This is a genomic window from Vibrio sp. V30_P3S12P165 (assembly GCF_009904905.1).
GTDB lineage: Bacteria > Pseudomonadota > Gammaproteobacteria > Enterobacterales > Vibrionaceae > Vibrio > Vibrio fujianensis.
The window spans coordinates 181,371-205,036 of the sequence record NZ_WXWH01000015.1 but is presented as its reverse complement, the minus strand read 5'-3'; the positions used below and the strand labels follow the sequence as shown (position 1 = coordinate 205,036).

Annotated in this window: 25 protein-coding genes and 1 other RNA gene; 17 read left to right on the top strand and 9 right to left on the bottom strand. The window is 44.3% G+C overall.

Annotated features, from left to right (window positions below; translation table 11 throughout):
- Window positions 1-3 precede the first annotated feature (3 nt).
- From rpiA to zapA, 4 genes are all read right to left on the bottom strand, one after another.
- Window positions 4-660: a ribose-5-phosphate isomerase RpiA gene (rpiA, locus tag CAG57_RS03950; RefSeq protein ID WP_161428473.1), complete on the bottom strand. Its 657-nt coding sequence runs from the start codon at window positions 658-660 to the stop codon at window positions 4-6.
- Window positions 661-751: 91 nt separating this feature from the next.
- Window positions 752-1,366, bottom strand: coding sequence for a 5-formyltetrahydrofolate cyclo-ligase (locus CAG57_RS03945; protein ID WP_161428472.1), 615 nt, complete (start codon window positions 1,364-1,366; stop codon window positions 752-754).
- A gap of 4 nt (window positions 1,367-1,370) precedes the next feature.
- A non-coding RNA gene (gene ssrS, locus CAG57_RS03940) (6S RNA) lies at window positions 1,371-1,554 on the bottom strand.
- Window positions 1,555-1,568: 14 nt separating this feature from the next.
- Window positions 1,569-1,877 (bottom strand): cell division protein ZapA, encoded by a 309-nt coding sequence (zapA, locus tag CAG57_RS03935; RefSeq protein WP_099610542.1) that lies wholly within the window; start codon window positions 1,875-1,877, stop codon window positions 1,569-1,571.
- Between the two features lie 229 nt (window positions 1,878-2,106).
- Between zapA and CAG57_RS03930 the strand changes: the two genes are divergently transcribed.
- Genes CAG57_RS03930 through CAG57_RS03920 form a run of 3 tightly spaced genes read left to right on the top strand, consistent with a single transcriptional unit; the run spans window position 2,107 to window position 5,097 of the window.
- The gene (locus CAG57_RS03930) at window positions 2,107-2,679 is read left to right on the top strand and encodes a YecA/YgfB family protein (RefSeq protein ID WP_161428478.1); all 573 of its coding nucleotides are present in this window, start codon (window positions 2,107-2,109) and stop codon (window positions 2,677-2,679) included.
- Between the two features lie 11 nt (window positions 2,680-2,690).
- Window positions 2,691-3,875, top strand: coding sequence for a 2-octaprenyl-6-methoxyphenyl hydroxylase (gene ubiH, locus CAG57_RS03925; RefSeq protein ID WP_099610543.1), 1,185 nt, complete (start codon window positions 2,691-2,693; stop codon window positions 3,873-3,875).
- Window positions 3,876-3,888: 13 nt separating this feature from the next.
- The gene (locus tag CAG57_RS03920; RefSeq protein ID WP_161428471.1) at window positions 3,889-5,097 is read left to right on the top strand and encodes an FAD-dependent 2-octaprenylphenol hydroxylase; all 1,209 of its coding nucleotides are present in this window, start codon (window positions 3,889-3,891) and stop codon (window positions 5,095-5,097) included.
- Between the two features lie 84 nt (window positions 5,098-5,181).
- On the opposite strand, the gene CAG57_RS03915 is transcribed toward CAG57_RS03920, so the two are convergent.
- The 3 genes from CAG57_RS03915 to ygfZ all read right to left on the bottom strand — a co-directional run bounded on the left by CAG57_RS03915 (window position 5,182) and on the right by ygfZ (window position 7,267).
- Window positions 5,182-5,388 (bottom strand): DUF1107 domain-containing protein, encoded by a 207-nt coding sequence (locus CAG57_RS03915; RefSeq protein WP_078925982.1) that lies wholly within the window; start codon window positions 5,386-5,388, stop codon window positions 5,182-5,184.
- Between the two features lie 402 nt (window positions 5,389-5,790).
- Window positions 5,791-6,303 carry an aminoacyl-tRNA deacylase gene (locus CAG57_RS03910; RefSeq protein ID WP_161428477.1) on the bottom strand — a complete coding sequence of 171 codons (513 nt, stop codon included), beginning with the start codon at window positions 6,301-6,303 and terminating at the stop codon, window positions 5,791-5,793.
- Window positions 6,296-7,267, bottom strand: coding sequence for a tRNA-modifying protein YgfZ (ygfZ, locus tag CAG57_RS03905; RefSeq protein WP_161428470.1), 972 nt, complete (start codon window positions 7,265-7,267; stop codon window positions 6,296-6,298). The genes CAG57_RS03910 and ygfZ overlap by 8 nt, the downstream gene beginning before the upstream one ends.
- A gap of 148 nt (window positions 7,268-7,415) precedes the next feature.
- On the opposite strand from ygfZ, the gene CAG57_RS03900 reads away from it, so the two are divergent.
- Window positions 7,416-7,676 (top strand): FAD assembly factor SdhE, encoded by a 261-nt coding sequence (locus tag CAG57_RS03900; protein WP_099610546.1) that lies wholly within the window; start codon window positions 7,416-7,418, stop codon window positions 7,674-7,676.
- 61 nt (window positions 7,677-7,737) lie between these two features.
- On the top strand, window positions 7,738-8,049 hold the full coding sequence (locus tag CAG57_RS03895) for a hypothetical protein (RefSeq protein WP_099610547.1): 312 nt from the start codon (window positions 7,738-7,740) through the stop codon (window positions 8,047-8,049).
- A 22-nt stretch (window positions 8,050-8,071) separates the two neighbouring features.
- Here the strand turns inward: CAG57_RS03895 and nadB are convergent, their stop codons facing one another.
- Entirely contained in the window at window positions 8,072-9,679 is a 1,608-nt protein-coding gene (gene nadB, locus CAG57_RS03890) for an L-aspartate oxidase (protein WP_161428468.1), read from the bottom strand.
- Window positions 9,680-10,211: 532 nt separating this feature from the next.
- On the opposite strand from nadB, the gene rpoE reads away from it, so the two are divergent.
- From rpoE to acpS, 11 genes are all read left to right on the top strand, one after another.
- Entirely contained in the window at window positions 10,212-10,784 is a 573-nt protein-coding gene (gene rpoE / locus CAG57_RS03885; RefSeq protein ID WP_099610549.1) for an RNA polymerase sigma factor RpoE, read from the top strand.
- Window positions 10,785-10,818: 34 nt separating this feature from the next.
- Window positions 10,819-11,445, top strand: coding sequence for a sigma-E factor negative regulatory protein (locus tag CAG57_RS03880; protein ID WP_099610550.1), 627 nt, complete (start codon window positions 10,819-10,821; stop codon window positions 11,443-11,445).
- Window positions 11,442-12,407: a sigma-E factor regulatory protein RseB gene (gene rseB, locus CAG57_RS03875; protein ID WP_161428068.1), complete on the top strand. Its 966-nt coding sequence runs from the start codon at window positions 11,442-11,444 to the stop codon at window positions 12,405-12,407. Before CAG57_RS03880 ends, rseB begins: the two co-directional genes overlap by 4 nt.
- The gene (locus CAG57_RS03870; protein ID WP_161428067.1) at window positions 12,404-12,874 is read left to right on the top strand and encodes a SoxR reducing system RseC family protein; all 471 of its coding nucleotides are present in this window, start codon (window positions 12,404-12,406) and stop codon (window positions 12,872-12,874) included. The genes rseB and CAG57_RS03870 overlap by 4 nt, the downstream gene beginning before the upstream one ends.
- A 113-nt stretch (window positions 12,875-12,987) precedes the next feature.
- Window positions 12,988-14,781 (top strand): translation elongation factor 4, encoded by a 1,794-nt coding sequence (gene lepA, locus CAG57_RS03865; RefSeq protein WP_161428070.1) that lies wholly within the window; start codon window positions 12,988-12,990, stop codon window positions 14,779-14,781.
- A 91-nt stretch (window positions 14,782-14,872) separates the two neighbouring features.
- Window positions 14,873-15,757, top strand: coding sequence for a signal peptidase I (lepB, locus tag CAG57_RS03860; protein WP_099610554.1), 885 nt, complete (start codon window positions 14,873-14,875; stop codon window positions 15,755-15,757).
- Window positions 15,758-15,791: 34 nt separating this feature from the next.
- Complete coding sequence (gene rnc / locus CAG57_RS03855; protein WP_099610555.1) at window positions 15,792-16,469, top strand: ribonuclease III; 678 nt, start codon at window positions 15,792-15,794, stop codon at window positions 16,467-16,469.
- Complete coding sequence (gene era / locus CAG57_RS03850) at window positions 16,462-17,436, top strand: GTPase Era (protein WP_099610556.1); 975 nt, start codon at window positions 16,462-16,464, stop codon at window positions 17,434-17,436. The genes rnc and era overlap by 8 nt, the downstream gene beginning before the upstream one ends.
- A gap of 52 nt (window positions 17,437-17,488) precedes the next feature.
- Window positions 17,489-18,214: a DNA repair protein RecO gene (gene recO / locus CAG57_RS03845; protein WP_161428069.1), complete on the top strand. Its 726-nt coding sequence runs from the start codon at window positions 17,489-17,491 to the stop codon at window positions 18,212-18,214.
- Window positions 18,211-18,942, top strand: coding sequence for a pyridoxine 5'-phosphate synthase (gene pdxJ / locus CAG57_RS03840; protein ID WP_099610557.1), 732 nt, complete (start codon window positions 18,211-18,213; stop codon window positions 18,940-18,942). Before recO ends, pdxJ begins: the two co-directional genes overlap by 4 nt.
- Before the next feature lie 13 nt (window positions 18,943-18,955).
- On the top strand, window positions 18,956-19,342 hold the full coding sequence (acpS, locus tag CAG57_RS03835) for a holo-ACP synthase (RefSeq protein WP_099610558.1): 387 nt from the start codon (window positions 18,956-18,958) through the stop codon (window positions 19,340-19,342).
- 2 nt (window positions 19,343-19,344) lie between these two features.
- On the opposite strand, the gene barA is transcribed toward acpS, so the two are convergent.
- Complete coding sequence (gene barA / locus CAG57_RS03830; RefSeq protein ID WP_161428066.1) at window positions 19,345-22,128, bottom strand: two-component sensor histidine kinase BarA; 2,784 nt, start codon at window positions 22,126-22,128, stop codon at window positions 19,345-19,347.
- Window positions 22,129-22,299: 171 nt separating this feature from the next.
- Here barA and rlmD point away from each other — a divergent pair, with 171 nt between their 5' ends.
- The gene (gene rlmD / locus CAG57_RS03825; RefSeq protein WP_099610560.1) at window positions 22,300-23,622 is read left to right on the top strand and encodes a 23S rRNA (uracil(1939)-C(5))-methyltransferase RlmD; all 1,323 of its coding nucleotides are present in this window, start codon (window positions 22,300-22,302) and stop codon (window positions 23,620-23,622) included.
- The last annotated feature ends 44 nt before the right edge of the window (window positions 23,623-23,666 follow it).

Here is a 23,666-nt window from a genome sequence, read left to right as displayed (position 1 = left end):
ATCTTATTCTTCGATTTTAGCACCTTGTGCTGTTCCGGTAATGACTACATCGGCTCCACGGTGGGCAAATAAACCATTGGTCACCACTCCGGTGATAGCATTTATTTGGCTTTCGAGCGTTTTAGGATCACGAATTTGTAGATCATGGACATCAAGAATCACATTACCGTTGTCAGTGATAACCCCTTCACGATAAATAGGGGTTCCACCTAATTTTGTTAGCTCTCTTGTGACATAGGAGCGAGCCATCGGGATGACTTCAACAGGAAGCGGGAATTTACCTAAAATATCAACGGCTTTGGTGCCATCAACAATACAAATAAATTGATCAGCAATGGCTGCGACAATTTTCTCACGGGTCAGTGCAGCTCCTCCGCCTTTGATCATGGCTCGCTGAGGATTAATTTCATCCGCCCCATCCACATAAATATCTAACTGATCAATATCATTACAGTCGTAAACTTTGATACCGAGTGCTTGAAGTTTTTCAGTAGAAGCGATAGAGCTGGATACGGCACCTTGAAGGTCATCTTTGATAGAACCCAGTGCATCGATGAAGTGATTGACCGTTGATCCCGTCCCTACGCCAACAATACTGCCTTTTTTTACGTATTTTAGAGCAGCCCAACCGGCGGCTTTTTTCATCTCATCTTGAGTCATGCCTGTCTCCTATCATGGTTTATGAGTTAATGCGTGTGCGGCGCGATTATATACTCAAAAGACACACAGATGTACTGGAGAAGCGGACAATTCATTTAGATTGAGAGAAGCGCGAATATACGTTCCATTGCCAAGAGCGTGTAGGGGTGACAACTTGGGGGAGGGGAATATCCCAGCTTTCAATCGGTAAGGTTTTGACGTATTGGCAATCATGAGCCAGTCCAATCGGTTTGGCTCCTTGACCCGTTTTAAACCAGGTTGAAAGCGTTCGATCATAGTAACCCCCTCCCATACCAAGCCGATGACCTTGTGCATCAAAAGCCACTAATGGCGTACAGATAAGATCCAATTCTTTGGCTGGTTTTATTAGCCACTTATTGAGTTTAGGCTCCATAATGCCATATTTGTTATAAGCCATCGGTGTATCAAGTTGGTAATGTAAAAAGAGCAAGTGCCCTTTAGAAAACGGGTGCAATACGGGAAGATAGACAGATTTTCCTTGGGCCCATAACCAGTGAATGAGTGGTATGGTGTTGAGTTCACCATCGGTTGAAAGGTACAACGCGATATGTTGGCAGCACGTTAATTCTGACTGTTTTGCAAAGATATCCACCAAATCTAACCCTGCTTGCCGTTGAGCTTCACGAGACAGTTGATGGCGTCTTTGTCGAATGGATTGACGAAAATATTGACGAGTCGATGACATATTAGGAAACCCCAGAGTGCCGTTGAGGATTGAGGCCCTTGAACCAGCTGGTTCAAGGCGGATTAGCAATGGTTGCCGTAGGCTTCTCGGTACGAGCCGAGCTTGCTCAATAGCAATCGAATACCAACCCTTTGGTGTTGCTTATCGGCTCAGGGACTTACATCCGCTGACGAACACTCCAGGGTAAAACTTTAAGCAGGCTTTAGTGGCCTTGCTGCTGTACTTTATTGAGCGCGGCTTGCAATGAGTTTGCGAGTTCATCAACCCGTCTATTCAATTGCGAGTGTAGATCATCTTGTTTTTGCCGCTCTGTTTGTAATTCGTAGCAAATATTCAATGCTGCGATAGTCAATAACTTAACTTCATTAGTAACTTTAGTACGTTCGGCCATATCTTTCAATCGTTGATCAAGATCTTGTGCGGCACGAACCAGAGAGCTTTCCTGCCCTTTGGGGCAATTAACTCGGGTTATTTTGCCTAATATTTCAACCTCAACGGCTTGATTACTCATGATAAGTGAACTCTATTCGCGCAACTAAAGATGGGTGCGATTGCCAAACCATCGAGGGGCAAACTATAGGTAAAGCGCTATCAAGATTCAAGCTTTTCACGCCGATAAGTCTAAATTGATAGCTAAAAAACTACTTATTGGGCAATTTGAATAAAAGCTAGTCATATGGGCGTTTTCGGTTAATCGTTGAAGTGGTAGGATGGCGTTTATTTACCTAGATGAAGTGATTATGAGTGAAGCGACCTTTCCCAGTTATAACCAATTAGCCAGTGATCTGCAATCGGCCTCATTGGCGATAAATCCTGCTGAACTGCATGGCTTATTAGCTGGAATGTTAGCGGGAGGAGTAACTGTCGATGACGCCAGTTGGCAAGCGCTCATCTTTGATTATACCAATGATGGCTTAGGTTGGCCGCAACAAGCATTAACACAGGCGAAGCAACTGTTTTTAGCAACGCATGGTGAATTGGCAAGCCGTGATTTTAAATTAACGCTATTAGTTCCAGTGAATCATGATGATGAAGCGCTGTATCAGTTTGCTGATGGCGTGGTCGATTGGGTGAACCATTTTATTTCTGGGCTGGGTTTAGCGGCGATAGATCTAACCCGCGCGTCGTCAGACGCCAAAGAGGCGTTACAAGATTTAGAAGAAATTGCCAAATTAGCCATTGATGAAGAAGATGATCTACAGCAACAAGCTCAATTATTAGAGCAAATCATTGAACACATCAAGGCGTGTGTTTTTACGCTGTATATTGAGTTCTGCAAATCTGAACCAGCAGTTAAGCCGATGATTCACTAAGTGAGGTTAGGGTGAGTGACGAGAAATGTTTTGATGTCATCATCGCGGGGGGGGCAATGGCTGGAGCGACACTGGCCCTGGCATTGAATGCCTTGAGCCGAGGAAAGCTGTCTATTGCTGTGATTGAAGCTTTTCAAGTCGATCATCATGCTCATCCCGGTTTTGATGATCGAGCGATCGCTCTTTCTCATGGTACGGTGGCTCTGCTGGAGCAGTGGCAGCTATGGGATGCTATGCGTCCTTTCGCCACTGCCATCACGGATATCCATGTTTCGGATCGTTCACATGCTGGTATGACAGAGATTCATGCTCAATCTCTTGCGTTGGATGCTTTAGGGTACGTGGTTGAGTTAGCTCGAGTGGGCGCTTTATATGCTGAAAAAATGGCACAATGTGTGAATATTGCCCAATATTGTCCGACTAGCGTGTCCCATATTTCTCGTTCATTAGACTCGGTTTCGGTCACTTTATCGGATAACTCACATCTGGTTGGTAAACTCTTGGTTGCAGCAGACGGTACGAGATCAACCTGTTGCGAAAAATTAGGCATTCCACAACAAGAGCTAGATTTTCATCAGGTGGCGGTAATTGCGAATGTACAAACGAATCAACCTCATCAAGGACGAGCGTTTGAACGTTTTACCACTTCTGGCCCACTGGCCTTACTCCCGATGGATGATAATCGGTTATCATTAGTTTGGTGTGTTTCTGCCTTGGTGGCAGAGCAAATCATGCAGATGGATGATTCTTGCTTTCTGGAACAGTTACAGCGAGATTTTGGCTGGCGTATCGGACGCTTCATCCAAGCAGGCAAGCGTAGTTGTTACCCATTAGCGCTTCGTTATCGTCACAATATAGTTTCTCACCGTTTTGCGATGATCGGCAATGCGGCACAAACTCTTCACCCGATTGCTGGGCAAGGCTTTAATCTTGCTATTCGTGATGTGGCTAGCCTAGCAGAAGAGATCATCAAGAGTGATCAGATTGGTGATTATTCATCATTGAGCCGTTTTCAGCAGCGTCGAACAGCGGATCGTCTGGCCACTATTCAATTGACCTCAACCTTGGTTCATCTTTTTTCGAATGATTGGATGAGCTTTCGTATTGGACGTAATCTTGGCTTAATGGCAATGGATAGTTTCTCATTTTTAAGTATCCCCTTGCTTCAACGCACACTTGGTGTGGTCAATCGATAAAAGGTACAAATTTATGATGAAAAGTGTAGATATTGCCATTGTGGGCGGAGGAATGGTCGGCCTTGCGCTTGCGGCTGCTTTTAAAGATTCAGACTTAAGAATAGCGATGATTGAAAGCCAGCTTCCTCAAACTGAATTAGATCCGCTACCTGATGTTCGCGTATCTGCATTGAATCGTGCGAGTGAAATGGTGTTAAAAAACGTCAATGCTTGGGACGGAATCATAAAGCGTCGAGCTTCGCCCTATCAAGCGATGGAGGTATGGGAACAAGACAGCTTTGCTCGAATTGAGTTTTGTGCTCAGCAATTAATTCAGCCTAATCTCGGTCATATTGTTGAAAACAGAGTGGTACAACTAGCGTTATTGGATCAAGTGAAACAACAAGCCAATCTAACACTGTTTATGTCCGCGCAGTGTCAAAGTTTAGCAATTGGTGAAAGTGAAGCATGGTTGAGTTTAAGTAATGGACAATCGCTCACCGCCAAGTTAGTTGTTGGAGCAGATGGGGCTAATTCGTGGGTTCGTCGCCAAATGGATATTCCGCTCACCTATTGGGATTATGGCCATAGCGCACTCGTGGCGAATATTCGAACGCATGAACCGCATCAAGGCGTAGCAAGACAGATCTTTACTCCACAAGGCCCCTTAGCTTTTCTTCCTATGTCTGAGCCACACATGAGTTCTATTGTGTGGTCAACAGAGCCGAGCCGAGCCGAGCGTTTAGCCGCGATGGAGGCGTCGGTTTTTAATAAAGCACTTACGGTCGAATTTGATGGTCGACTTGGCTTATGTCAACTTGTCGGTCAGCGGTACACGGTGCCACTCACCGCACGTTATGCTCGTGATTTTGTCGCTGAGCGTCTGGCGTTGGTTGGAGATGCGGCCCACACGATTCATCCACTTGCGGGGCAAGGGGTTAACCTCGGTTTGCTAGATGCAGCGAGCCTAGCGCAAGAGGTGTTATCGGCTTGGCAGCAAGGCTTAGATATCGGCCAGCGGCGAAATTTACGCCGTTATGAACGTTGGCGAAAAGCCGAGGCCGCGAAAATGATAACGGCAATGCAAGGATTTAAAGATTTATTCGCGGGAAGCCATCCTGCGAAGAAATTGATTCGAGGGGTTGGGATGCGTCTTGCAGGGCAAATCCCAGGAGTAAAACAAGAAATAATGCTACATGCTTTGGGGTTAAAAGGTGAATTACCTGAGTTAGCCAAAAGGTAATCGTCTGCTGATGATTATGAGTAATCATTTAACAATAAAAAACTAGGGTTGGCATTTGCCAACCCTAGTTTTTTTTAATGTTGATCAAGCATAAGCGCAGCGTAAGCGTCGAATCTCTTGGTTGACTTCATTGACGGTTTGATAATGTCGCTGTTCAGCACGTTCTGGAAGAATCAACTTCCCATTATCAAACTCAAATTTACCGACACCATAGATATAAATTCTTCCTTTAAAAAGACGACTTACGTGTTTAGCTATCATACTCGGTGTATAGCGCTTAAACAGTCTCATACTTCGATCCTTTTTTATTTGTTTAGCTCAGTGTAAGTTAAATCGGTAGGCGATACTGTGATTTCGCCGGATATATCCAAAGTTACAGTTAGTTTTTTCAGTGATTTGTGCTGTTATTAGCAAAATTGGTTCATTCTCTAAATTAAACCCTTTCTTAGTACAATCCTCGCTTGACTCTTCTCCATCCAGGCCATAAGAGAGAAATAGCGTGATGCTTTGATTATTAAGCCAAACCAATGTGACAGTTTTAAGAATAGTTGAATTATAAGTCAATGAGTAATGATGGTGTTAATTGTGTGTAAAAAATCCCACGGGGATCCGTGGGCAAAATGCATGGGCGAGGTATGACGCGCGACATGATTACCTGGCGCTACAAGCGATATTCGCTCTCGCTAGTTTGTTTCATTGGCGGCAATTTATCATGGTCTTTTCAACGGATACGGTTCGTTGAATATCAGCAAACCTTGGTTGACAGAGCTGAATCAAATCTTGTACTGATAGAGCAATGCCTGCTAAAGAAGAGCCACTGCTAATGGTGACAATTGAATGCTGTAAAATGGCATGATCAAATAAAATAGGCATTGATGTTTTAAGGCACAGTGGCGTGACTGTGCCAACCGGATATCCGGTAATTGATTCGACTTGCGAGCGATCGACACAGGTCATTCTCCGCCACTCTAATACTTGACGAACTTTTTTGGGGTCAACTGCAGCATTACCCGGTATGCAGGCTAATGCTAGACGATCTCCCATATCTCGTAGGAGGAGAGTTTTGACCATTTGACTAGCAAGAATACCACGCTGACGCGCGGTTTCTTCAATCGTAATGGTCGCGGTTTGATGAGGCAGTAGCTGGTAGCTAACCTGATGGCTGTCTAGATACTGGGTAATGGCAGTAGAAAACGGCTTATTCATCATCTAACGTATAGGGCAGTGGGCAGATAGTCCAGTGAGTTTCAGGTTGTTCAGTGAGTCTCAATTTTGTTTCCGGCTCAAGGTTATTGGGCAGGATAATTAACCCTATCGCCGTTTGGTCGGTAAAGCTGTAATGCGCCATGAGTTCGCCTGCATGACGCCAGTTTTCACCGACCGCACGTTCTAATGAATAGGCTTGTTCGGAAGCGAGTGGTTGCTGAGTATTACCTTGTACGATATACATCGCTCGTTTATTGATACCGCGATACTTGGCTCTGGCTACGGTTTCTTGCCCAGTGTAGCAACCTTTTGTAAAACTAATACCACCAAGCGCCTGTAAGTTTAATGCTTGTGGGATGTGTTTATTTTGTTGTGTGTGATGAATGATGGGATAGGCGTGTTGAATATCAAAATAGGTCCAGATGGCGGGATCCACTTTGTTGGCATCACTTTGATTGAGCCACGCTTCAGCCGTTGATTCTTCTATCAGTAATAGCCAGCGTAAAGCATCGATTTTTACTGCGGTACCGTTTGGTAATGGGCGAACATCTTCCCGACTTGAAGTGAAACGATTGATCCATGCCTCTGCTCCTACCCCCATAATACCCAAAGCGATATCGGTGCTTTCTCTGATTTCAACTTTAGAGAAAATGGCGTATTTTTTTAGTTCACGTAGCTCTGCTTCAATGGCCGATTGAGGTTGGAACATGGCGTAGCGATCATGATGATGAAAGAGACGAAAAGCAGACCATACTTTTCCTTTCGCATCACAATGTGCCCCCCAGCAAGATTGTCCTGTTTCTAGGCTGACCACATTACAGGTCACTTGCCCTTGCAGGTAATTTTTTTTATCGTCGCCAGATAACTCAATCACGCCCCAATGGGTTAAGTGACTAATCATTAGCTCTGGGAGTGGTGTACTGTTGGTGATAGCGAGTGTGGTAAATGTATTTTTCCAATTCATATTTTTTACCTGAGTAAGACTCTTTCCGTTATGTTAATCTGGATCAACTTTTTTGTCAGCTTGAACAGGGACTGTGACTAAGCTACTAGTTGAATTTAACATTGGTTGTTACACTTGGCGAAACTAAATATTAAGGTGAGGAAAGCCAATGTACACTACGGAAGAAAAAGCGCGCATCAAATGGGCATGCCGACGTGGAATGCTTGAACTTGATGTAGTTATCATGCCGTTCTTTGAAGAGTGTTTTGAATCATTAAGTAAAACAGAACAGCAAGATTTTGTTTCGTTACTTGAATGTGATGATCCTGACCTTTTTACTTGGATCATGGGACATGGCCGCTCAGAAAATTTGGGTCATGCAGCGATGGTAGACAAAATTGTCGCACATAATCTTAGCAAGGTCCGTTAAGCTTTATTTAAAGCCTTCTTTTCTCGCTCATATCATCGCCTTTTCTCTGTTGGCGGCTCTGGTGTGGGCGATCTTAGCTTCCTCTATTCCACTTGTTGCCAGCATGGCGATGATTGCTTTGCTTTTCTCCTATCCAGTATTGAGTTGGCTCCCCACATCTTTACAAGATGAGATTGAAATCAATTTTTCAGGAGAGTTACGTGTGGGTGACGATGATTTTGTTTTTCATCAGGTCGATTTTCTCTATCGACATCTTTTCTTGATTATTCGAGGTCAAGGGGCGCGTTGGTTATTGTGGCGCGATAGCTGTGATGAATCTGACTACCGACAGCTATTGGTGAAATTAAAACGGGAGCAGTATCGCTCCCATTAATATTATTTGGTTGGTGTTAAGATTACTTGGTTGGTGTCAAAATAGTTGGCCCGCTATTTTCTAGTTGATCGGGATAATCTAACGTATAGTGCAGGCCTCGGCTCTCTTTACGTAGCATCGCACAACGTACCATCAGTTCTGCCACTTGCAGCAAGTTACGTAATTCCAACAAGTTATTCGACACTCTGAAGTTGCTGTAGTACTCATGCGTTTCTTGCTGTAGCAGTTGAATGCGACGCAGTGCACGCTGTAAACGTTTATCGGTTCGAACAATGCCCATGTAGTCCCACATAAATAGGCGCAGTTCGTGCCAGTTGTGCTGAATAACCACTTCTTCATCCGAGCAAGTGACTTTGCTTTCGTCCCAGTTTGGTAATGAAGGCGGCATTTGTGCACAAGGGTGACGACGAAGAATATCTTGTGCAGCAGACCAAGCATAAACCACACATTCTAATAATGAATTGGAAGCCATACGGTTTGCTCCGTGTAAACCGGTATAACTCACTTCACCAATGGCATACAGTTGAGCAAGATCGGTTTGTCCTTGTTGGTTGATCATTACGCCTCCGCAGGTGTAGTGAGCGGCAGGAACAATCGGTATCGGTTCTTTGGTCATATCAATGCCAAGATCCATCAAGCGGGTGTAAATGGTAGGAAAATGCTTTTCGATAAAGTCGGCTGGTTTATGGCTGATGTCTAAATACATGCAGTCTGCACCTAAGCGTTTCATTTCATAGTCGATGGCACGAGCAACAATATCTCTAGGTGCCAGTTCAGCGCGCTTATCGAAATCAGGCATGAAGCGGGAACCATCAGGGCGGCGAAGGTACGCTCCCTCGCCACGTAAGGCTTCAGTAAGTAAGAAGTTTCGAGCTTCTGGGTGATATAAGCATGTTGGATGGAATTGGTTGAATTCAAGGTTAGCGACTCGGCAACCTGCACGCCAAGCCATAGCAATACCATCACCAGAAGAAACATCGGGGTTTGAGGTGTATTGATAAACTTTAGATGCGCCACCTGTCGCAAGTACCACAAATTTGGCTCGAATGGTTTCAACATGCTCGACGTTACGATTCCAAACATAGGCCCCTATGACTTTATTTGCCTTGCCGCCAATCTTGTCTTCAGTAATTAAATCGAGTGCATTGTAACGTTCGAATAGTCGAATGTTAGGGTGGTTATGCACGTTATCTTGCAAAGATGTCTGCATCGCCATTCCTGTGGCATCCGCAGCGTGCAGTATTCGTCGGTGGCTATGGCCTCCTTCACGAGTTAAATGATAACGAGGATGTGCATCATCATCATTCTCTTCTCGATCAAAAGGAACACCACCATCAATCAACCACTGAACACAGGCTTTGGCATGCTCAGCAATGAATTGGACGGTCTCTTGATTACAGATTCCGGCACCGGCAATTAAAGTATCTTGAACATGAGATTCGATACTGTCAGATTCATCAAAGACGGCAGCGATACCGCCTTGTGCATAATAGGTTGCCCCTTCACTACGAGGTCCTTTGCTCAATACGATGACATTGCACTGCTCGGCAACTTGCAGCGCTAAGGATAATCCTGCGGCACCGCTGCCGATAACTAATACATCGCATTGATGTTCTCGATTTACGTCCATAAGATGGTTAACTTCCTGAACTCAAAGTAGAGTATTCCTACTCTAGATTAAAATAAAACACGAATGGTATTCGGGTTATTAGTGGTTTTATTCGGTCAACTCGCAAGTGGATCAAGCTCGGTGAATCCTTTATGTCGCTTGAGATCTCATTCGCATTACCTGCCGTGCAGTCGGCTTGGTTGTCTAGCATGTCGCTCGTGACAATAACGCCAAGCAAGCTAACTTGCAGGTAAAGACAATATGTTATAAATGCTATTGTCTTTTTTAAAGGCTATCCCCACTATGTGCGGGTGTCGATAATTAATTTAGACGAATGCCATACAAGCAAAACGAATTTCCATACGAGAGTTAAGCGGGTTACTGCATAAGACTGCGGTATTAAGGCGAAATATTTTACCTTATACTTGAACTTTTTCTCGTTTATTGAGTCACAATAGTGCTCATGTAGGCAGTGGTGTCAAGACAACATTCTGCATAATTAGAGTCCATATCTGAGAAGGTAAGGGAGATAACAATAGGAGTAACCGCTCGAATGAACGATCAACTGACCGATCAAGTGTTGATTGAGCGAGTTCAGAACGGGGATAAGCAAGCATTCAATCTGTTGGTATTGAGATATCAAAACAAGGTTTGCAATCTTATTTCTAGGTATGTGAGCAATTCTGGAGATGTGGCGGATGTTGCACAAGAAGCCTTTATCAAAGCTTATCGTGCCATCCCAACATTTCGTGGCGAGAGTGCGTTTTATACTTGGCTGTATCGCATTGCTGTTAATACCGCGAAAAATCACATCGTTGCGCAAAGCCGCCGGCCGCCGGCCAACGATGTTGATGCTGAAGAAGCTGAATTTTACGAAGGTGGTAATGCACTCAAAGAAATATCGAACCCTGAAAACATTACGTTGTCCAAGGAATTAAAGCAGGTGATATTTAGCGCAATAGAAGCATTGCCTGAGGATTTAAAAACCGCGATGACGTTGCGAGAGCTGGAAGGCTTAAGTTACGAAGATATCGCAGAAGTCATGGATTGCCCCGTTGGTACGGTGCGTTCTCGTATCTTCCGTGCTCGTGAAGCGGTTGAAAAGCGAATTAAATCGTTTTTATAACGCCGCATAGTGAGCAACAAAAATGGTGAAAATAATGGCTGACAAAGAAAAACTTTCAGCATTCATGGATGGCGAATTGGTTGATAATGTGCTGATACAAGAATTAGAGCACGACTCAGAGAGCCTCGGCACGTGGAAAAATTACCATCTTATTGGTGATGTTATGCGTGGGGATACACCTCAATCTGAATGGAATATCGCTGAAAGTGTCGCTCTGGCATTAGAACATGAACCAGTACATCGCTCGTTCACCAGCTCTGAGCGTATCACTGATCTGCACTTGGCGAAACTAGAGGCTCAGCCTAAGGTTAGTCAAGCTCGTCGCCAGTTGCCTACTTGGTTTAGCCAACTCGGGCAAGTGGCGATTGCTGCGAGTGTGTCACTTGCTGTCATCATTGGTGTGCAACAATATGGTGGCAATGAAGCTACCAGCGCACAAGAAGCACAGCTACCTGTGCTACAGACGGTGCCATTTGCGGGTAGTGCCGAACCGGTCAGTTTGACCCGAGATTCAGTCGCAAGGCATGGTAGCAGCGAAGCGAATATGCAAGAACAACGTCGTCGTATCAATGCATTATTGCAAGACTATGAACTACAGTTGAGACTCAATAGTGAGAATTTGACCTCTCACCCTGACCCAGTTGAAACGGTAATTGAATGAAAAAATTTCTGATCAGTGCGTTGACACTGTTCAGTCTGAATGTAACGCCGGCCTTTGCAGAAACGCCTTCTGCAGAGGCTTTGTTGCATCAGATGAGCGAAGCCAGTCAACAGCTTAATTATGAGTTGTCTTATATTCTGATTAAGAAAAATAGCATAGAACCTTTGCTTTACCGCCATGCTCATCAAGAGAGCCAACAGTTCGCTCATCTTATTTATTTGAGTGGCCCAGTACGCGAAGTGATTCGTCGCGGTAATGAAGTCAGTTATGTTGAACCGGGTGTTGAGCCTTTTACGATTGAATCCGGTAACATGGTGGCTCCGACGATTCCTATGCTTAATAGTGATGTCGCACAACTTAGCCAATATTATGATTTTGTAAAAATGGGCCGCGCGCGTGAAGCTGGAACAGCTTGTCAGGTTCTACGTATTGTGCCCAAAGATGGCCTCCGTTACTCTTATGTTTTGTGGATCGATGAACACAGTGCACTACCTCTGCGTGCCGACTTAGTCGATCGTGATGGTGAAGTATTAGAGCAGTACCGTACTATTTCGTATTCGATTAACGATAAATTGGCCTCTTTGATGGCCGGATTAAATAATGTTCAACTGCCAGAGGTATTATCTTTACCTAAAGGTAATATCCAAGAAACATTCTGGACTGTCGGGTGGAAGCCAGAAGGTTTTCAACCACTTGAGCTGAATCGTTATCGTATGGCAATGACCGAGCGTTTGGTGGAAAGCCAGATGTTTTCCGATGGGCTGTTTAATTTTTCTGTCTATGTATCGAGTCGTGATAATCATTCACTAAAAGGGCAGTTAGTCCGTCAAGGGCGTCGCACGGTGCATAGTTTTGTCAGTGGAGAGAACGAAGTGTCGGTGGTGGGTGATATTCCTCCCGCAACCGCACAGCGTATTGCCCAATCGGTGATTTTTGAACATGTCGGAGTAAAAAATCAATGATGACTGCACTGGCAACCGTGACAGCGGTGGAGCGTCATGCGCTAGGTTATTGGATCGATCTGAGTTGTGAGCAACAAACGAGTTGTAGCCATTGTCAGTCGTCTAAGAGTTGTGGTACGGGGATGGTTTCTAAAGCGCTAGGCAATAAAGCATTAGCTTGGCGCTTAGATAGTGAAAAGCCAGTGTCAACAGGGCAAGTGGTAGAAATTGGCTTTCCAGAAAAAAGCTTATTGCAATCGGCGGCTTTGGTTTACCTTGTGCCGCTATTTATGATGATCGTCGGTGCATTGATCGCTGAAATTTGGCTTGCTCCTTGGCTAAGTATGGGGGAAGGTGTCGTGATCGGCTGTGCTTTGCTTGCCATGATATTTGGCGTGATGCTGGCGAGATATTATTCGACCCGTTTATCAAAAAATTCCGTTCAACAAGTGATCCTATTGCGAGTACTAGGACAGCCTATCCTTTAAATTATGGTGCGAAGCCTAGCGAAATTCGGTAGAATCGGCCAACTTAATTGAAATACCACCTCGGTGGTGTTTTTTATTCCCTAATCAGCAAAGAGTTTAGTCATCCCAAACCTATGAAGCACATTCGTAATTTTTCGATTATCGCCCACATTGATCATGGTAAATCGACCTTATCCGACCGTTTAATCCAAGTATGTGGTGGGTTGAGCGATCGTGAAATGGCAGAACAAGTTCTTGATTCAATGGATCTTGAACGTGAGCGTGGTATCACCATTAAAGCGCAGAGTGTGACTCTCGACTACCAAGCTAACGACGGCGAAACTTATCAACTAAACTTTATCGATACGCCAGGGCATGTGGATTTCTCTTATGAGGTCTCTCGTTCTCTAGCTGCTTGTGAAGGCGCGCTTTTGGTGGTTGATGCCGGTCAGGGAGTGGAAGCTCAGACACTGGCTAATTGCTATACCGCGATCGAAATGGATCTTGAGGTGGTGCCTATCCTCAATAAAATTGATTTACCGGCAGCAGAGCCTGAACGAGTGGCAGAGGAAATCGAAGATATTGTTGGTATCGACGCTGTTGATGCTGTTCGTTGTTCAGCTAAAACTGGGCTCGGTGTTGACGAAGTGCTAGAGAAAATTGTTTCCGCCATTCCCGCACCCGAAGGCGATCCTGATGCTCCGTTACAAGCGCTTATTATTGACTCCTGGTTTGATAATTATTTAGGGGTCGTTTCTTTAGTGCGGATTAAAAACGGTAGCCTGAAGAAAAACGATAAAATCAAAGTGATGAGTACTGGGCAAATCTGGGGGGTTGATCGTATTGGTATTTTCACGCCAAAACAGGTTGATACTTCTGGGCTGAATACTGGAGAAGTTGGTTGGGTCGTTTGTGGTATTAAAGACATCCTCGGCGCACCCGTGGGGGATACCTTAACGCTGGCTAAAAATGGTTGTGAAAAACCACTACCTGGGTTTAAAAAGGTTAAACCCCAAGTCTATGCTGGGTTGTTCCCCGTCTCTTCAGACGATTATGAAAACTTCCGTGATGCATTAGGAAAACTCAGCCTCAATGATGCCTCGTTGTTCTATGAACCAGAGACATCGGCAGCACTAGGTTTTGGTTTCCGCTGTGGCTTCTTAGGTATGCTACATATGGAGATCATTCAAGAGCGTTTAGAACGAGAATATGATCTTGATTTGATCACCACGGCACCAACGGTGGTGTATGAAGTTCTCAAAACCGATCACGAAATGCTTTATGTGGATAGTCCGGCTAAGTTACCTGCTATCAATGATATCGAAGAAATTCGTGAGCCGATTGCTCGTTGTAATATTCTTGTGCCTTCCGACTATCTTGGCAGTGTGATTACCTTATGTGTAGAAAAACGTGGCACACAAGTCGATATGGTCTACCATGGCAACCAAGTGGCGTTGACTTATGATATTCCAATGGCCGAAGTTGTGCTTGATTTCTTTGACCGTTTGAAGTCAACCTCGCGCGGTTATGCGTCATTAGATTATGGCTTCCAACGTTTCCAAGCGTCCGATATGGTTAGAGTCGATGTATTGCTTAATGGTGATAAAGTCGATGCACTAGCTATTATTACTCATAAAGATCAGGCACAAACACGTGGCCGTCAGTTGGTGGAGAAAATGAAAGAATTCATTCCTCGCCAAATGTTTGATATTGCGATCCAAGCGGCTATTGGTAATCATATTATTGCTCGTTCAACCGTTAAGCAGTTGCGTAAAAACGTCTTGGCCAAATGTTATGGCGGTGATGTGAGCCGTAAGAAAAAATTATTGAAAAAACAAAAAGAAGGTAAAAAACGCATGAAGCAAATTGGTAATGTTGAATTACCACAAGAAGCGTTTTTAGCCATTTTACATGTTGGTAAAGACTAGCTATTTTGATGTGATAGAGCGATCCAGTAGCAACTCTCAAGTGAAAGGGTCTTGGCTCTTTCACTTTCGTATTTTTAGATAAGGGAAGGTAATGGCGAATACATTTTCACTCATGCTGGTGATCGTGACTCTTGTCACTGGGATTATCTGGGCACTTGAGAAATGGCTGTGGAAGAAAAAGCGCCAGCAGCGCTTTGCTGAGCTTAAAGTTGATGCTCAAGCCAGTGAGCTAAAACAAGCTACGCAACCTTGGTGGGTTGAAAATTCAGTCTCTATCTTCCCTGTTATCGCCTTTGTACTGATTCTCCGTTCATTTATTTTTGAACCTTTCCAGATCCCTTCGGGATCGATGATGCCAACCTTATTAGTGGGCGATTTTATTCTAGTTGAAAAGTATGCTTATGGATTAAAAGATCCGGTTTGGCGTACGCAACTTGTGGAAACGGGCAAGCCAGAACGTGGTGATGTTGTGGTCTTTAAATACCCACCCAATCCTAGTGTTGACTATATAAAACGAGTGGTCGGCATGCCGGGTGATATCGTGCGCTACAGTACAGAAAAAGAAATTTGTATCCAATCACCGAATACAACTGATTGCCAGCCAGTTAAATTATCTAATGTGGTGGAAAGTGAGTTTATGCAAAGCCGCATTCCACTGATTCAAATGGATGAACAATTGGGTGAAAAAGCTCATAATATCTTAATTAATCCGTTGCGGATTGATAATGTACAAGATTACCACCCTCGTGCGGGAGTGAATGAGTGGGTGGTTCCACAAGGACACTATTTTGTCATGGGTGATAACCGTGATAACAGTGCTGATAGCCGTTTTTGGGGCTTTGTTCCAGAAGAAAACTTAGTCGGTAAAGCCGTTGCGATTTGGATCAGCTTTGAGTTTGATCGTAGTCCAGACAGTTTGTTACCAACTTGGATTCCAACCGGCGTGCGCTTTAGCCGCATCGGTGGCATTAATTAGGCAGTTATACTGGCCCGTAACACATCGAGAGAGCATGAATTCTCCAATTAATAGATTAGAAACAAAGCTTTGTTATCAATTTAATGATGCGACGCTGATTGAGTTGGCACTGACCCATCGCAGTGCCAACGGAAAACATAATGAACGTCTTGAGTTTCTGGGCGATTCAATTTTAAGTTTTGTCATTGCTGATGAGCTATATCATCGTTTTCCTAAGATTAATGAAGGCGATATGAGCCGTATGCGTGCAACGCTAGTGCGTGGTAATACATTAGCGGAATTAGGCCGAGAGTTTGGCTTAGGAGATTACTTAAAATTAGGTCCAGGTGAGTTGAAGAGCGGTGGTTTCCGTCGTGATTCGATTCTGGCTGACGCAGTAGAAGCTATTATAGGCGCAATATATTTAGATAGTGATATCGAGATGGTTCGCACCATTATCTTGGGTTGGTATCAAAGCCGATTAGAGGCAATTGAACCCGGTGTATCACAAAAAGATCCAAAAACACGCTTGCAAGAATTCTTGCAAGGAAGAAGAAGCCCATTACCGCTGTATAATGTGACTCATATTAAAGGTGAAGCACATAATCAACAGTTTACGGTATCGTGTACAGTGGCCGGTATTGCTAAGCCGGTGATCGGGAAAGGAACTAGCCGTCGTAAAGCGGAGCAAGCCGCCGCAGAAATCGCTTTGGAGCAATTAACTCATGGCTGATAAAGAATTCGATCTCGACGCGTATTTTGCGTCTCACGGTGAAGATGCCTCCTCTTCTTCTTTGCCGGACAATCAACACTGCGGATTTATCGCGATTGTGGGCCGCCCTAATGTAGGTAAGTCGACATTACTAAATAATATTTTAGGGCAGAAGATCTCGATTACATCGCGCAAACCTCAAACAACACGCCATCGAATTATGGGGGTCGATACGCGTGGTGACTACCAAGCGATTTATGTTGATACTCCTGGACTGCACATTGAGGAAAAACGAGCGATCAACCGCTTGATGAACCGCGCGGCAAGTAGCTCGTTAAGTGATGTTAACTTGGTGTTATTTGTCGTGGATGGAACGCATTGGACGGCCGACGATGAAATGGTTTTGCATAAATTACAACAAGCCAATTTCCCTGTCGTGCTTTGCGTTAATAAAGTCGATAACGTAAAAGATCGTAATGAAGTGATGCTGCACATGCAATCGCTGTCTAAATTAATGGACTTCGTTGATGTGGTGCCGATTTCAGCAAAGCATGGCAAAAATATCGATGTGCTACATAAGCACGTGCGTAGCCATCTTCCTAAAGCCGTTCATCACTTTCCTGAAGAGTATGTCACGGATCGTTCTCAACGTTTTATGGCATCAGAAATTATTCGTGAAAAACTGATGCGTTTTACCGGTGAAGAACTGCCTTATTCTGTGACGGTAGAAATTGAACGGTTTGATTACAACCCTGAAACGGATGGTTTTCATATCAATGCACTGATCTTAGTTGAACGTATTGGGCAAAAGAAAATGGTGATCGGTAAAAAGGGTGAGAAAATTAAAACCATCGGTCGTGAAGCTCGGTTAGATATGGAAGAATTATTTGGCCGTAAGGTTTATTTAGAAACCTGGGTTAAAGTTAAATCTGGTTGGGCTGATGATGAGCGTGCTTTGCGTTCACTTGGTTATATTGATGATCTTTAACGATAATATTTGATTATTCACTCATAGGTGAGTCACGATGGTTGGGGGCGCTATGCTTGATGGTTTTCAGCGTTGCTTTGTTTTACATCGTCGCCCCTATAGTGAATCGAGCTTGATTTTAGACATCTTTAGTGAAGAGTTTGGTCGTTTATCCGTAATGGCAAAAGGCGCGAGAGGGAAACGATCAAACTTGAAAGGTGCACTACAACCTTTCACGCCACTGCTTTTGAAATGGTCAGGTAAAAGTGCAATGAAAACCCTGCGCCAAGCTGAGCCGATCAGTTTAGGGCTTCCCCTCAATGGCATTCATCTCTATTCTGCAATGTATGTTAATGAGTTAATTGGGCGCATTCTTGTGCCTGAAGTGCCAAGCCCTGGGTTATTCCATGATTACCTTTTTGCTCTGACAGAACTGGCGCAAAATAACAATCCAGAACCGGCATTACGCCGTTTTGAATTAGCCTTATTATCATCAATGGGTTATGGGATTGATTTTCTCCATTGTGCGGGAACGGGAGAACCTGTTGATCCCAACATGACCTATCGATATCGAGAACAAAAGGGATTCATTGCATCGGTTCGGCGCGATCATTTAACTTTTTATGGCGATGAATTGATCGCCATTAGCGAACGCCGTTTTACCACGAAAGCACAATTACAAGCTGCCAAGCGCTTTACACGCATAGCGTTAAAGCCATACCTTGGCGGGAAACCGTTAAAAAGTCGGGAGTTATTCCGGCAAACAACGCTATCTAGAGCACGGAGTATAGGAACATGAGCTCAATTCTTTTAGGTGTTAATATCGACCATGTTGCCACACTACGCAATGCGCGTGGCACTCGTTATCCCGATCCCGTTCATGCGGCTGAAATAGCAGAACGAGCGGGTGCTGATGGCATCACGGTTCACCTGCGAGAAGATCGTCGCCATATTCAAGATCGTGATGTGCGTATTTTACGTGAAACGATCCAAACGCGTATGAATTTAGAAATGGCGGTCACGGATGAGATGGTTGAAATCGCCTTGCAAACCAAACCTGAATTTGTTTGTTTAGTTCCAGAAAAGCGTGAGGAATTGACAACCGAAGGGGGCTTAGACGTTGTTGGCCAACTGGCTAAAATCAAAGCAGCGACCGAAAAATTGACCGCAGCGGGAATTAAAGTTTCCCTCTTTATTGATGCAGATAAAGAGCAGATCGATGCAGCTAAAGCGTGCGGCGCACCTTTTATTGAGCTACATACCGGGCATTATGCGGATGCCATTTGTGATGATGAACAGCAAAGTGAACTGAAAAAAATTGCCGCCGCTGCGGCCTATGCTGATGATCAAGGCATTACCGTCAATGCGGGGCACGGGCTGACTTATCATAATGTTTCTGCGATAGCCGCTATTCCCGAAATCTACGAATTGAATATTGGCCATTCCATTATTGGTCGCGCACTCTTTGATGGCTTAGACAAAGCGGTCGCCGAGATGAGATGCATAATGCAATCTGCCCGTAAATAGGTTAAATGACATTATGGCGATCGTCGGACTTGGAACAGATATAACGGAGATCGTTCGTATCGAAAAGGCATTATCACGTAGTGGTGATGCCTTTGCTGCGCGTATTTTAACGCCAGATGAATTGATGGTATTTGATGCGTTAAAACAAAAAGCCCGTTACTTAGCCAAACGTTTTGCCGCCAAAGAAGCTGCCTCTAAAGCTTTAGGAACGGGTATCGCTCATGGCGTTAGTTTTCAAGATTTCCACATCAATAATGATGTGAATGGAAAACCTTTGTTGATTCTGAGCGGTAAAGCGGCTGAATTTGCCTCGGCCGCTCAGGTTACTTCAATCCACCTTTCTCTGTCTGATGAGCGCCACTACGCTTTGGCGACGGTTATTTTTGAGTCCAATGCTTAAGGTTATGTTGGTGATGGAATGTAGTTTTTGGCTTGGGCTAATACCTTCTCCATCTCATCTTGTAACTCAAATAGTTCTGGCTCTATATCGCTAATAACACTGCCTGAACGCAGCATTTGTTCTAGTGATGCACACACGGTTTTAAGTGATGGTACACCACTGTATGAACAGCTACCATGCAGTTTATGAATGTGGTGTAGTAAGTCGTCAATTGGGTATGAGGCTTCTGCTAATGCTTGCTCGATGACTTGGGCAACTTCTGGAATATAATCAAGCAAAAGAGAGAGCATTTCTTGTGCGAGTGCACTTTTCCCTGCCGCTTGCTTTAAAGCGAGATCCCAGTCGATAACGGGTTTGATCGCCATTGATGGTGCGGTTGTTGCTGGTGCTAGCGCTGTTCCCGACAAGGGGAGGGGGACGAATGTATCGACCGTTCTTCTCGGACTCCAGTGTAAGAGAACTTGTTGTAAAACCTGTTCTTCAATTGGCTTGGTGAGATAATCATCCATTCCTGCCTTTAGTAATCTATCTCGCTCGCCAAGCATAGCATGAGCTGTTACCGCGATAATTGGGGTTTGGGCATTGAGCGGTAATTGTTTGATCGCCTTACAAGCAGCCACTCCATCCATATGGGGCATCTGAATATCCATCAGAATAATATCAAATGACTGTTGTTTTGCTTGCTCTACTGCCGAAACGCCATCAGTACAAGCGATCACTTGCTCGACACGTTCCTGTAATAATGCCGTGATTAACTTCAGGTTGGCTGGGTTATCATCCACCGCCATAACCGTCAACGGCAACTTGTCTTGATGAGTGACAGGTTCAGGCATTTCTACGGCTTGAGGCTGATGATCAATTAAAATTTGCAGTAATTTTTTACGAGAGAGAGGCTTGGTCAGGCACTGAATTGGATAAGTTTTCATGAGCTGATCCGCCAGTGCGAGTTCGGTGCTGGGGATGCCAACAATGATATGTGGAGCTAGTGTGATGGCTTGCTCTACCCACTGTTTAACGTGAGCGGTATTCGTTTCTTTATTGGGAGATAAATTCAGTAAGATATAATCATAATGGCTTGATTCTTCTGGTATTGCTGAATGATAGGTGACGACTAGGCCTGCTTGAACCAATTGTTGTTGCACAATCGAAGCCGCTTGGATATTCGGTTCGATCAATAATAAATGTTTTTGATTCAGGACTTGGGGATCAACATTATCACTAATCGGCAGATCGGTCGCATGTAAGCGTAGGGTAAACCAAAAGGTGGAACCTTGATGAAGACGACTGGTTAAACTGATTTCTCCGCCCATTTGACTGACCAGTTTTTGGGTAATGACTAACCCTAATCCTGTTCCTCCATAACGGCGCGAAATACTGGCATCAGCTTGACTAAAGGCTTGGAATAGCTGAGCTTGTTGACGCTCAGAAATGCCTATCCCGGTGTCTCGGACCATAAATTGCAGTTCTACGGTGTCATCCCTTTGCGCTCTCATTTCCACACTCACATCAATATTGCCTCGTTCGGTAAATTTGATGGAATTACCGACTAAGTTGGTTAATACCTGCTGAATACGTAGCGGATCGCCTACTAGACCTACCGGGATTTTTGAGTCAATTTTGAGGGTGATTTCTAGACCTTTTTCATGGGCACTGGTCGCTTGCAGATTGACCACTTCTTCAAGGGTTTCTTGAAATTCAAATGGAATGTTTTCTAGGGCCAGTTTCCCCGCTTCTAGTTTAGAGAAATCAAGGATATCATTGATGATGGTTAATAAGTTATTTGCTGATTTCTCAATGGTTTGAAGGTAGTCAGCTTGGCTGTTAGTTAACTGGGTTTTGAGCATTTGGCGGGTAAATCCGATCACCCCATTGAGTGGTGTGCGTAGCTCATGTGACATATTAGCTAAAAACTCAGATTTCACTCTAGCGGCTTCTTGAGCGCGTTTTTTAGCAATATCTAACTCAATGTTTTGGATTTCCAATTGCTCAAGTGTTTCACGTAGATCCGAAGTCGCTTGATCAATACTATGTTGCATTTCGACATGGTATTCAGAGAGTGAAACCGCCATCGCATTAATGCCATTTTTGAGATCATCTAATTCACCGTGCATTTTCTCTTCAATTCGCACATCTAAATGCCCACGACGAATACGATCGACCATATTTTTCATATGTGTGATGGGGCGAGTCACGTCGTGCATCAATCGGAAAGCAAAAACGCCGGAAAGGGTCAAGCCCATGATTAACACCAGACAAGCTGAAAAAATTTCTTGGTATTGCTGTAAACGTAAAGAAGAGAGATCTAACTCTATCGCGATATACCCTAATGCCGGACTTGAGGTAGCACTGATATTCTCTTCTATCAAGCGTGTTTCAGATAAAATAGGCGTACGTAAAATTAACGTATTATTATAAAGTTGTGAGCTACCTAAGACTGGAATTGCTTGATCTTTCGGATACATTAATGCTTCAAAATTAGGGTGAAAGTTTGAGGTGACGAATAACTCGTGCTGTGAATCGAAAACAGCGATACTGCGTACAAACTTTGAATGTTTACGGTGGGCATAACTAATAATGCGGCGAACCGATTCGCGACTTTGATTTTTTAAGCCTTCTTCACTGGCAATGGCCAGCGGTTCGATAATACTTGCCCCAGAGTTGATGACTTGAACTTCTAAATCGTGATAGCGGTTAAAGGAAAATAAGGCGCTAAGCAATAACCCAATGATTAAGGTTGGAGCTAAAGTAAGAGTAATAACGCGCGCACGTAAGCCATATTTGGTCATTATTGTCTAAACATCGTGGTGTGGATATGGGAAAATAACCCGCATTGAGTGTTGCCAAGCTATTCAAGGAGACAATAGCTTAATGCAATCACCCAGCTTTCGACAATCTTCCCCGTGCAGAATAGTGATGCTCGGGCCAAAAACCTTTTATCAATCACAGTTAGGCAGAGCATGGCACGTTTTTTTCAACCGAAGAAGAACCCTTCCCCCTCATCGAAACATCAGTCGGTGAGTGTCAGTAAACTCGATCATCTCGGAGCTGGTATTGCGTATCAGAAAGGTAAAGCGATTTTTATTGATGGGGCTTTGCCTGGTGAAGAGGTCGTTATTCAATTAACAGAAAGTAAGAGTAAATTTGCCAGAGCGAAACTGATTAAAGTTTTACAGACCAGCCCTGAACGGGTTACACCGTTTTGTGCTTATTATCAGCAGTGCGGTGGCTGTGATTTACAACATCTTGAGCATGCAGCGCAAATAGCCCATAAACAACAGACGCTTTCTCAGTTAATGAGTAAGTTTGCTAACCAGCAGCTAGACTTGTCAGAGCCGATTTGTGGGAAGGAAAAAGGCTACCGTCGCCGAACTCGTCTGAGCCTATTATGGGATAAAAAAACTCAGCAACTTCAATTTGGTTTTCGTCGTAAGCAAAGTAAACAGATTGTCACGATCACCCATTGCCCGGTACTTGAACCAAGTCTCAACCAGTTATTACCCGCCCTTCAAGCACGGCTAAGCACGCTGAGCCAACCTCATCAACTCGGGCATGTGGAATTGGTCAAAGGCGACAACACCATCGCACTGATGCTTCGTCATCTTGCTCCGCTCAGTCAAGTGGATCAAGAGCGATTACTTTCTTTCGCCTCAGAACATCAGCTGGCATTATATTTACAGCCAACGCCCGAGCAGATTGAACATCAGTGTGGTGAGGTGCCTTACTACCGAGAGGTGGAGGCATCTATTTCTTTTCTTCCGAACCATTTTATTCAGGTCAATCAATCGGTCAATCATCAGATGGTTGAGCAAGCTATCACCTGGTTGGATGTTCAAAGCGATGATCGAGTGCTAGATTTATTCTGTGGCTTGGGCAATTTTAGCTTACCTATCGCCAAATTAGCTCAGTCGGTTGTCGGTGTTGAAGGCGTGGATGCGATGGTTAAATGGGCACAACACAATGCTGAGTTAAACCAGATCAAGACGGCCACCTTTTACCAAGCAAATTTGGAACAAGAGATGACCCGACAAGCATGGGCGGCTGATAAGTTTGATAAAATCTTACTTGATCCAGCTCGAGCTGGTGCCGCGGGCGTTATCGAACACCTTGCACGGCTTGGTGCTGAACGCGTGGTGTACGTATCGTGTAACCCAGCCACGCTGGCGCGTGATAGTCACAGTTTATTGAATCAGGGATATCAGTTGGCTAAATTGACTATGCTTGATATGTTTCCCCATACCAGCCACTTGGAATCGATGGCTCTGTTTGTAAAAACTCGGTAAATGACCGAACTTTCAAGCGTGAAAGTAGGTCGAAAGCATGAATT

Coding starts and splice junctions, on each gene's coding strand:
- CAG57_RS03910 (WP_161428477.1), bottom strand. CDS start 6,303: ATGAATAAGCCGTTTTCTACTGCCATTACCCAGTATCTAGACAGCCAT.
- nadB (WP_161428468.1), bottom strand. CDS start 9,679: ATGGACGTAAATCGAGAACATCAATGCGATGTATTAGTTATCGGCAGC.
- acpS (WP_099610558.1), top strand. CDS start 18,956: ATGGCGATCGTCGGACTTGGAACAGATATAACGGAGATCGTTCGTATC.
- rnc (WP_099610555.1), top strand. CDS start 15,792: ATGAATTCTCCAATTAATAGATTAGAAACAAAGCTTTGTTATCAATTT.
- zapA (WP_099610542.1), bottom strand. CDS start 1,877: ATGAGTAATCAAGCCGTTGAGGTTGAAATATTAGGCAAAATAACCCGA.
- barA (WP_161428066.1), bottom strand. CDS start 22,128: ATGACCAAATATGGCTTACGTGCGCGCGTTATTACTCTTACTTTAGCT.
- CAG57_RS03880 (WP_099610550.1), top strand. CDS start 10,819: ATGGCTGACAAAGAAAAACTTTCAGCATTCATGGATGGCGAATTGGTT.
- ygfZ (WP_161428470.1), bottom strand. CDS start 7,267: ATGAATTGGAAAAATACATTTACCACACTCGCTATCACCAACAGTACA.
- CAG57_RS03920 (WP_161428471.1), top strand. CDS start 3,889: ATGATGAAAAGTGTAGATATTGCCATTGTGGGCGGAGGAATGGTCGGC.
- lepA (WP_161428070.1), top strand. CDS start 12,988: ATGAAGCACATTCGTAATTTTTCGATTATCGCCCACATTGATCATGGT.
- CAG57_RS03870 (WP_161428067.1), top strand. CDS start 12,404: ATGATGACTGCACTGGCAACCGTGACAGCGGTGGAGCGTCATGCGCTA.
- era (WP_099610556.1), top strand. CDS start 16,462: ATGGCTGATAAAGAATTCGATCTCGACGCGTATTTTGCGTCTCACGGT.
- rseB (WP_161428068.1), top strand. CDS start 11,442: ATGAAAAAATTTCTGATCAGTGCGTTGACACTGTTCAGTCTGAATGTA.
- recO (WP_161428069.1), top strand. CDS start 17,489: ATGCTTGATGGTTTTCAGCGTTGCTTTGTTTTACATCGTCGCCCCTAT.
- lepB (WP_099610554.1), top strand. CDS start 14,873: ATGGCGAATACATTTTCACTCATGCTGGTGATCGTGACTCTTGTCACT.
- CAG57_RS03915 (WP_078925982.1), bottom strand. CDS start 5,388: ATGAGACTGTTTAAGCGCTATACACCGAGTATGATAGCTAAACACGTA.
- CAG57_RS03930 (WP_161428478.1), top strand. CDS start 2,107: ATGAGTGAAGCGACCTTTCCCAGTTATAACCAATTAGCCAGTGATCTG.
- rpoE (WP_099610549.1), top strand. CDS start 10,212: ATGAACGATCAACTGACCGATCAAGTGTTGATTGAGCGAGTTCAGAAC.
- rpiA (WP_161428473.1), bottom strand. CDS start 660: ATGACTCAAGATGAGATGAAAAAAGCCGCCGGTTGGGCTGCTCTAAAA.
- pdxJ (WP_099610557.1), top strand. CDS start 18,211: ATGAGCTCAATTCTTTTAGGTGTTAATATCGACCATGTTGCCACACTA.
- CAG57_RS03900 (WP_099610546.1), top strand. CDS start 7,416: ATGTACACTACGGAAGAAAAAGCGCGCATCAAATGGGCATGCCGACGT.
- rlmD (WP_099610560.1), top strand. CDS start 22,300: ATGGCACGTTTTTTTCAACCGAAGAAGAACCCTTCCCCCTCATCGAAA.
- CAG57_RS03945 (WP_161428472.1), bottom strand. CDS start 1,366: ATGTCATCGACTCGTCAATATTTTCGTCAATCCATTCGACAAAGACGC.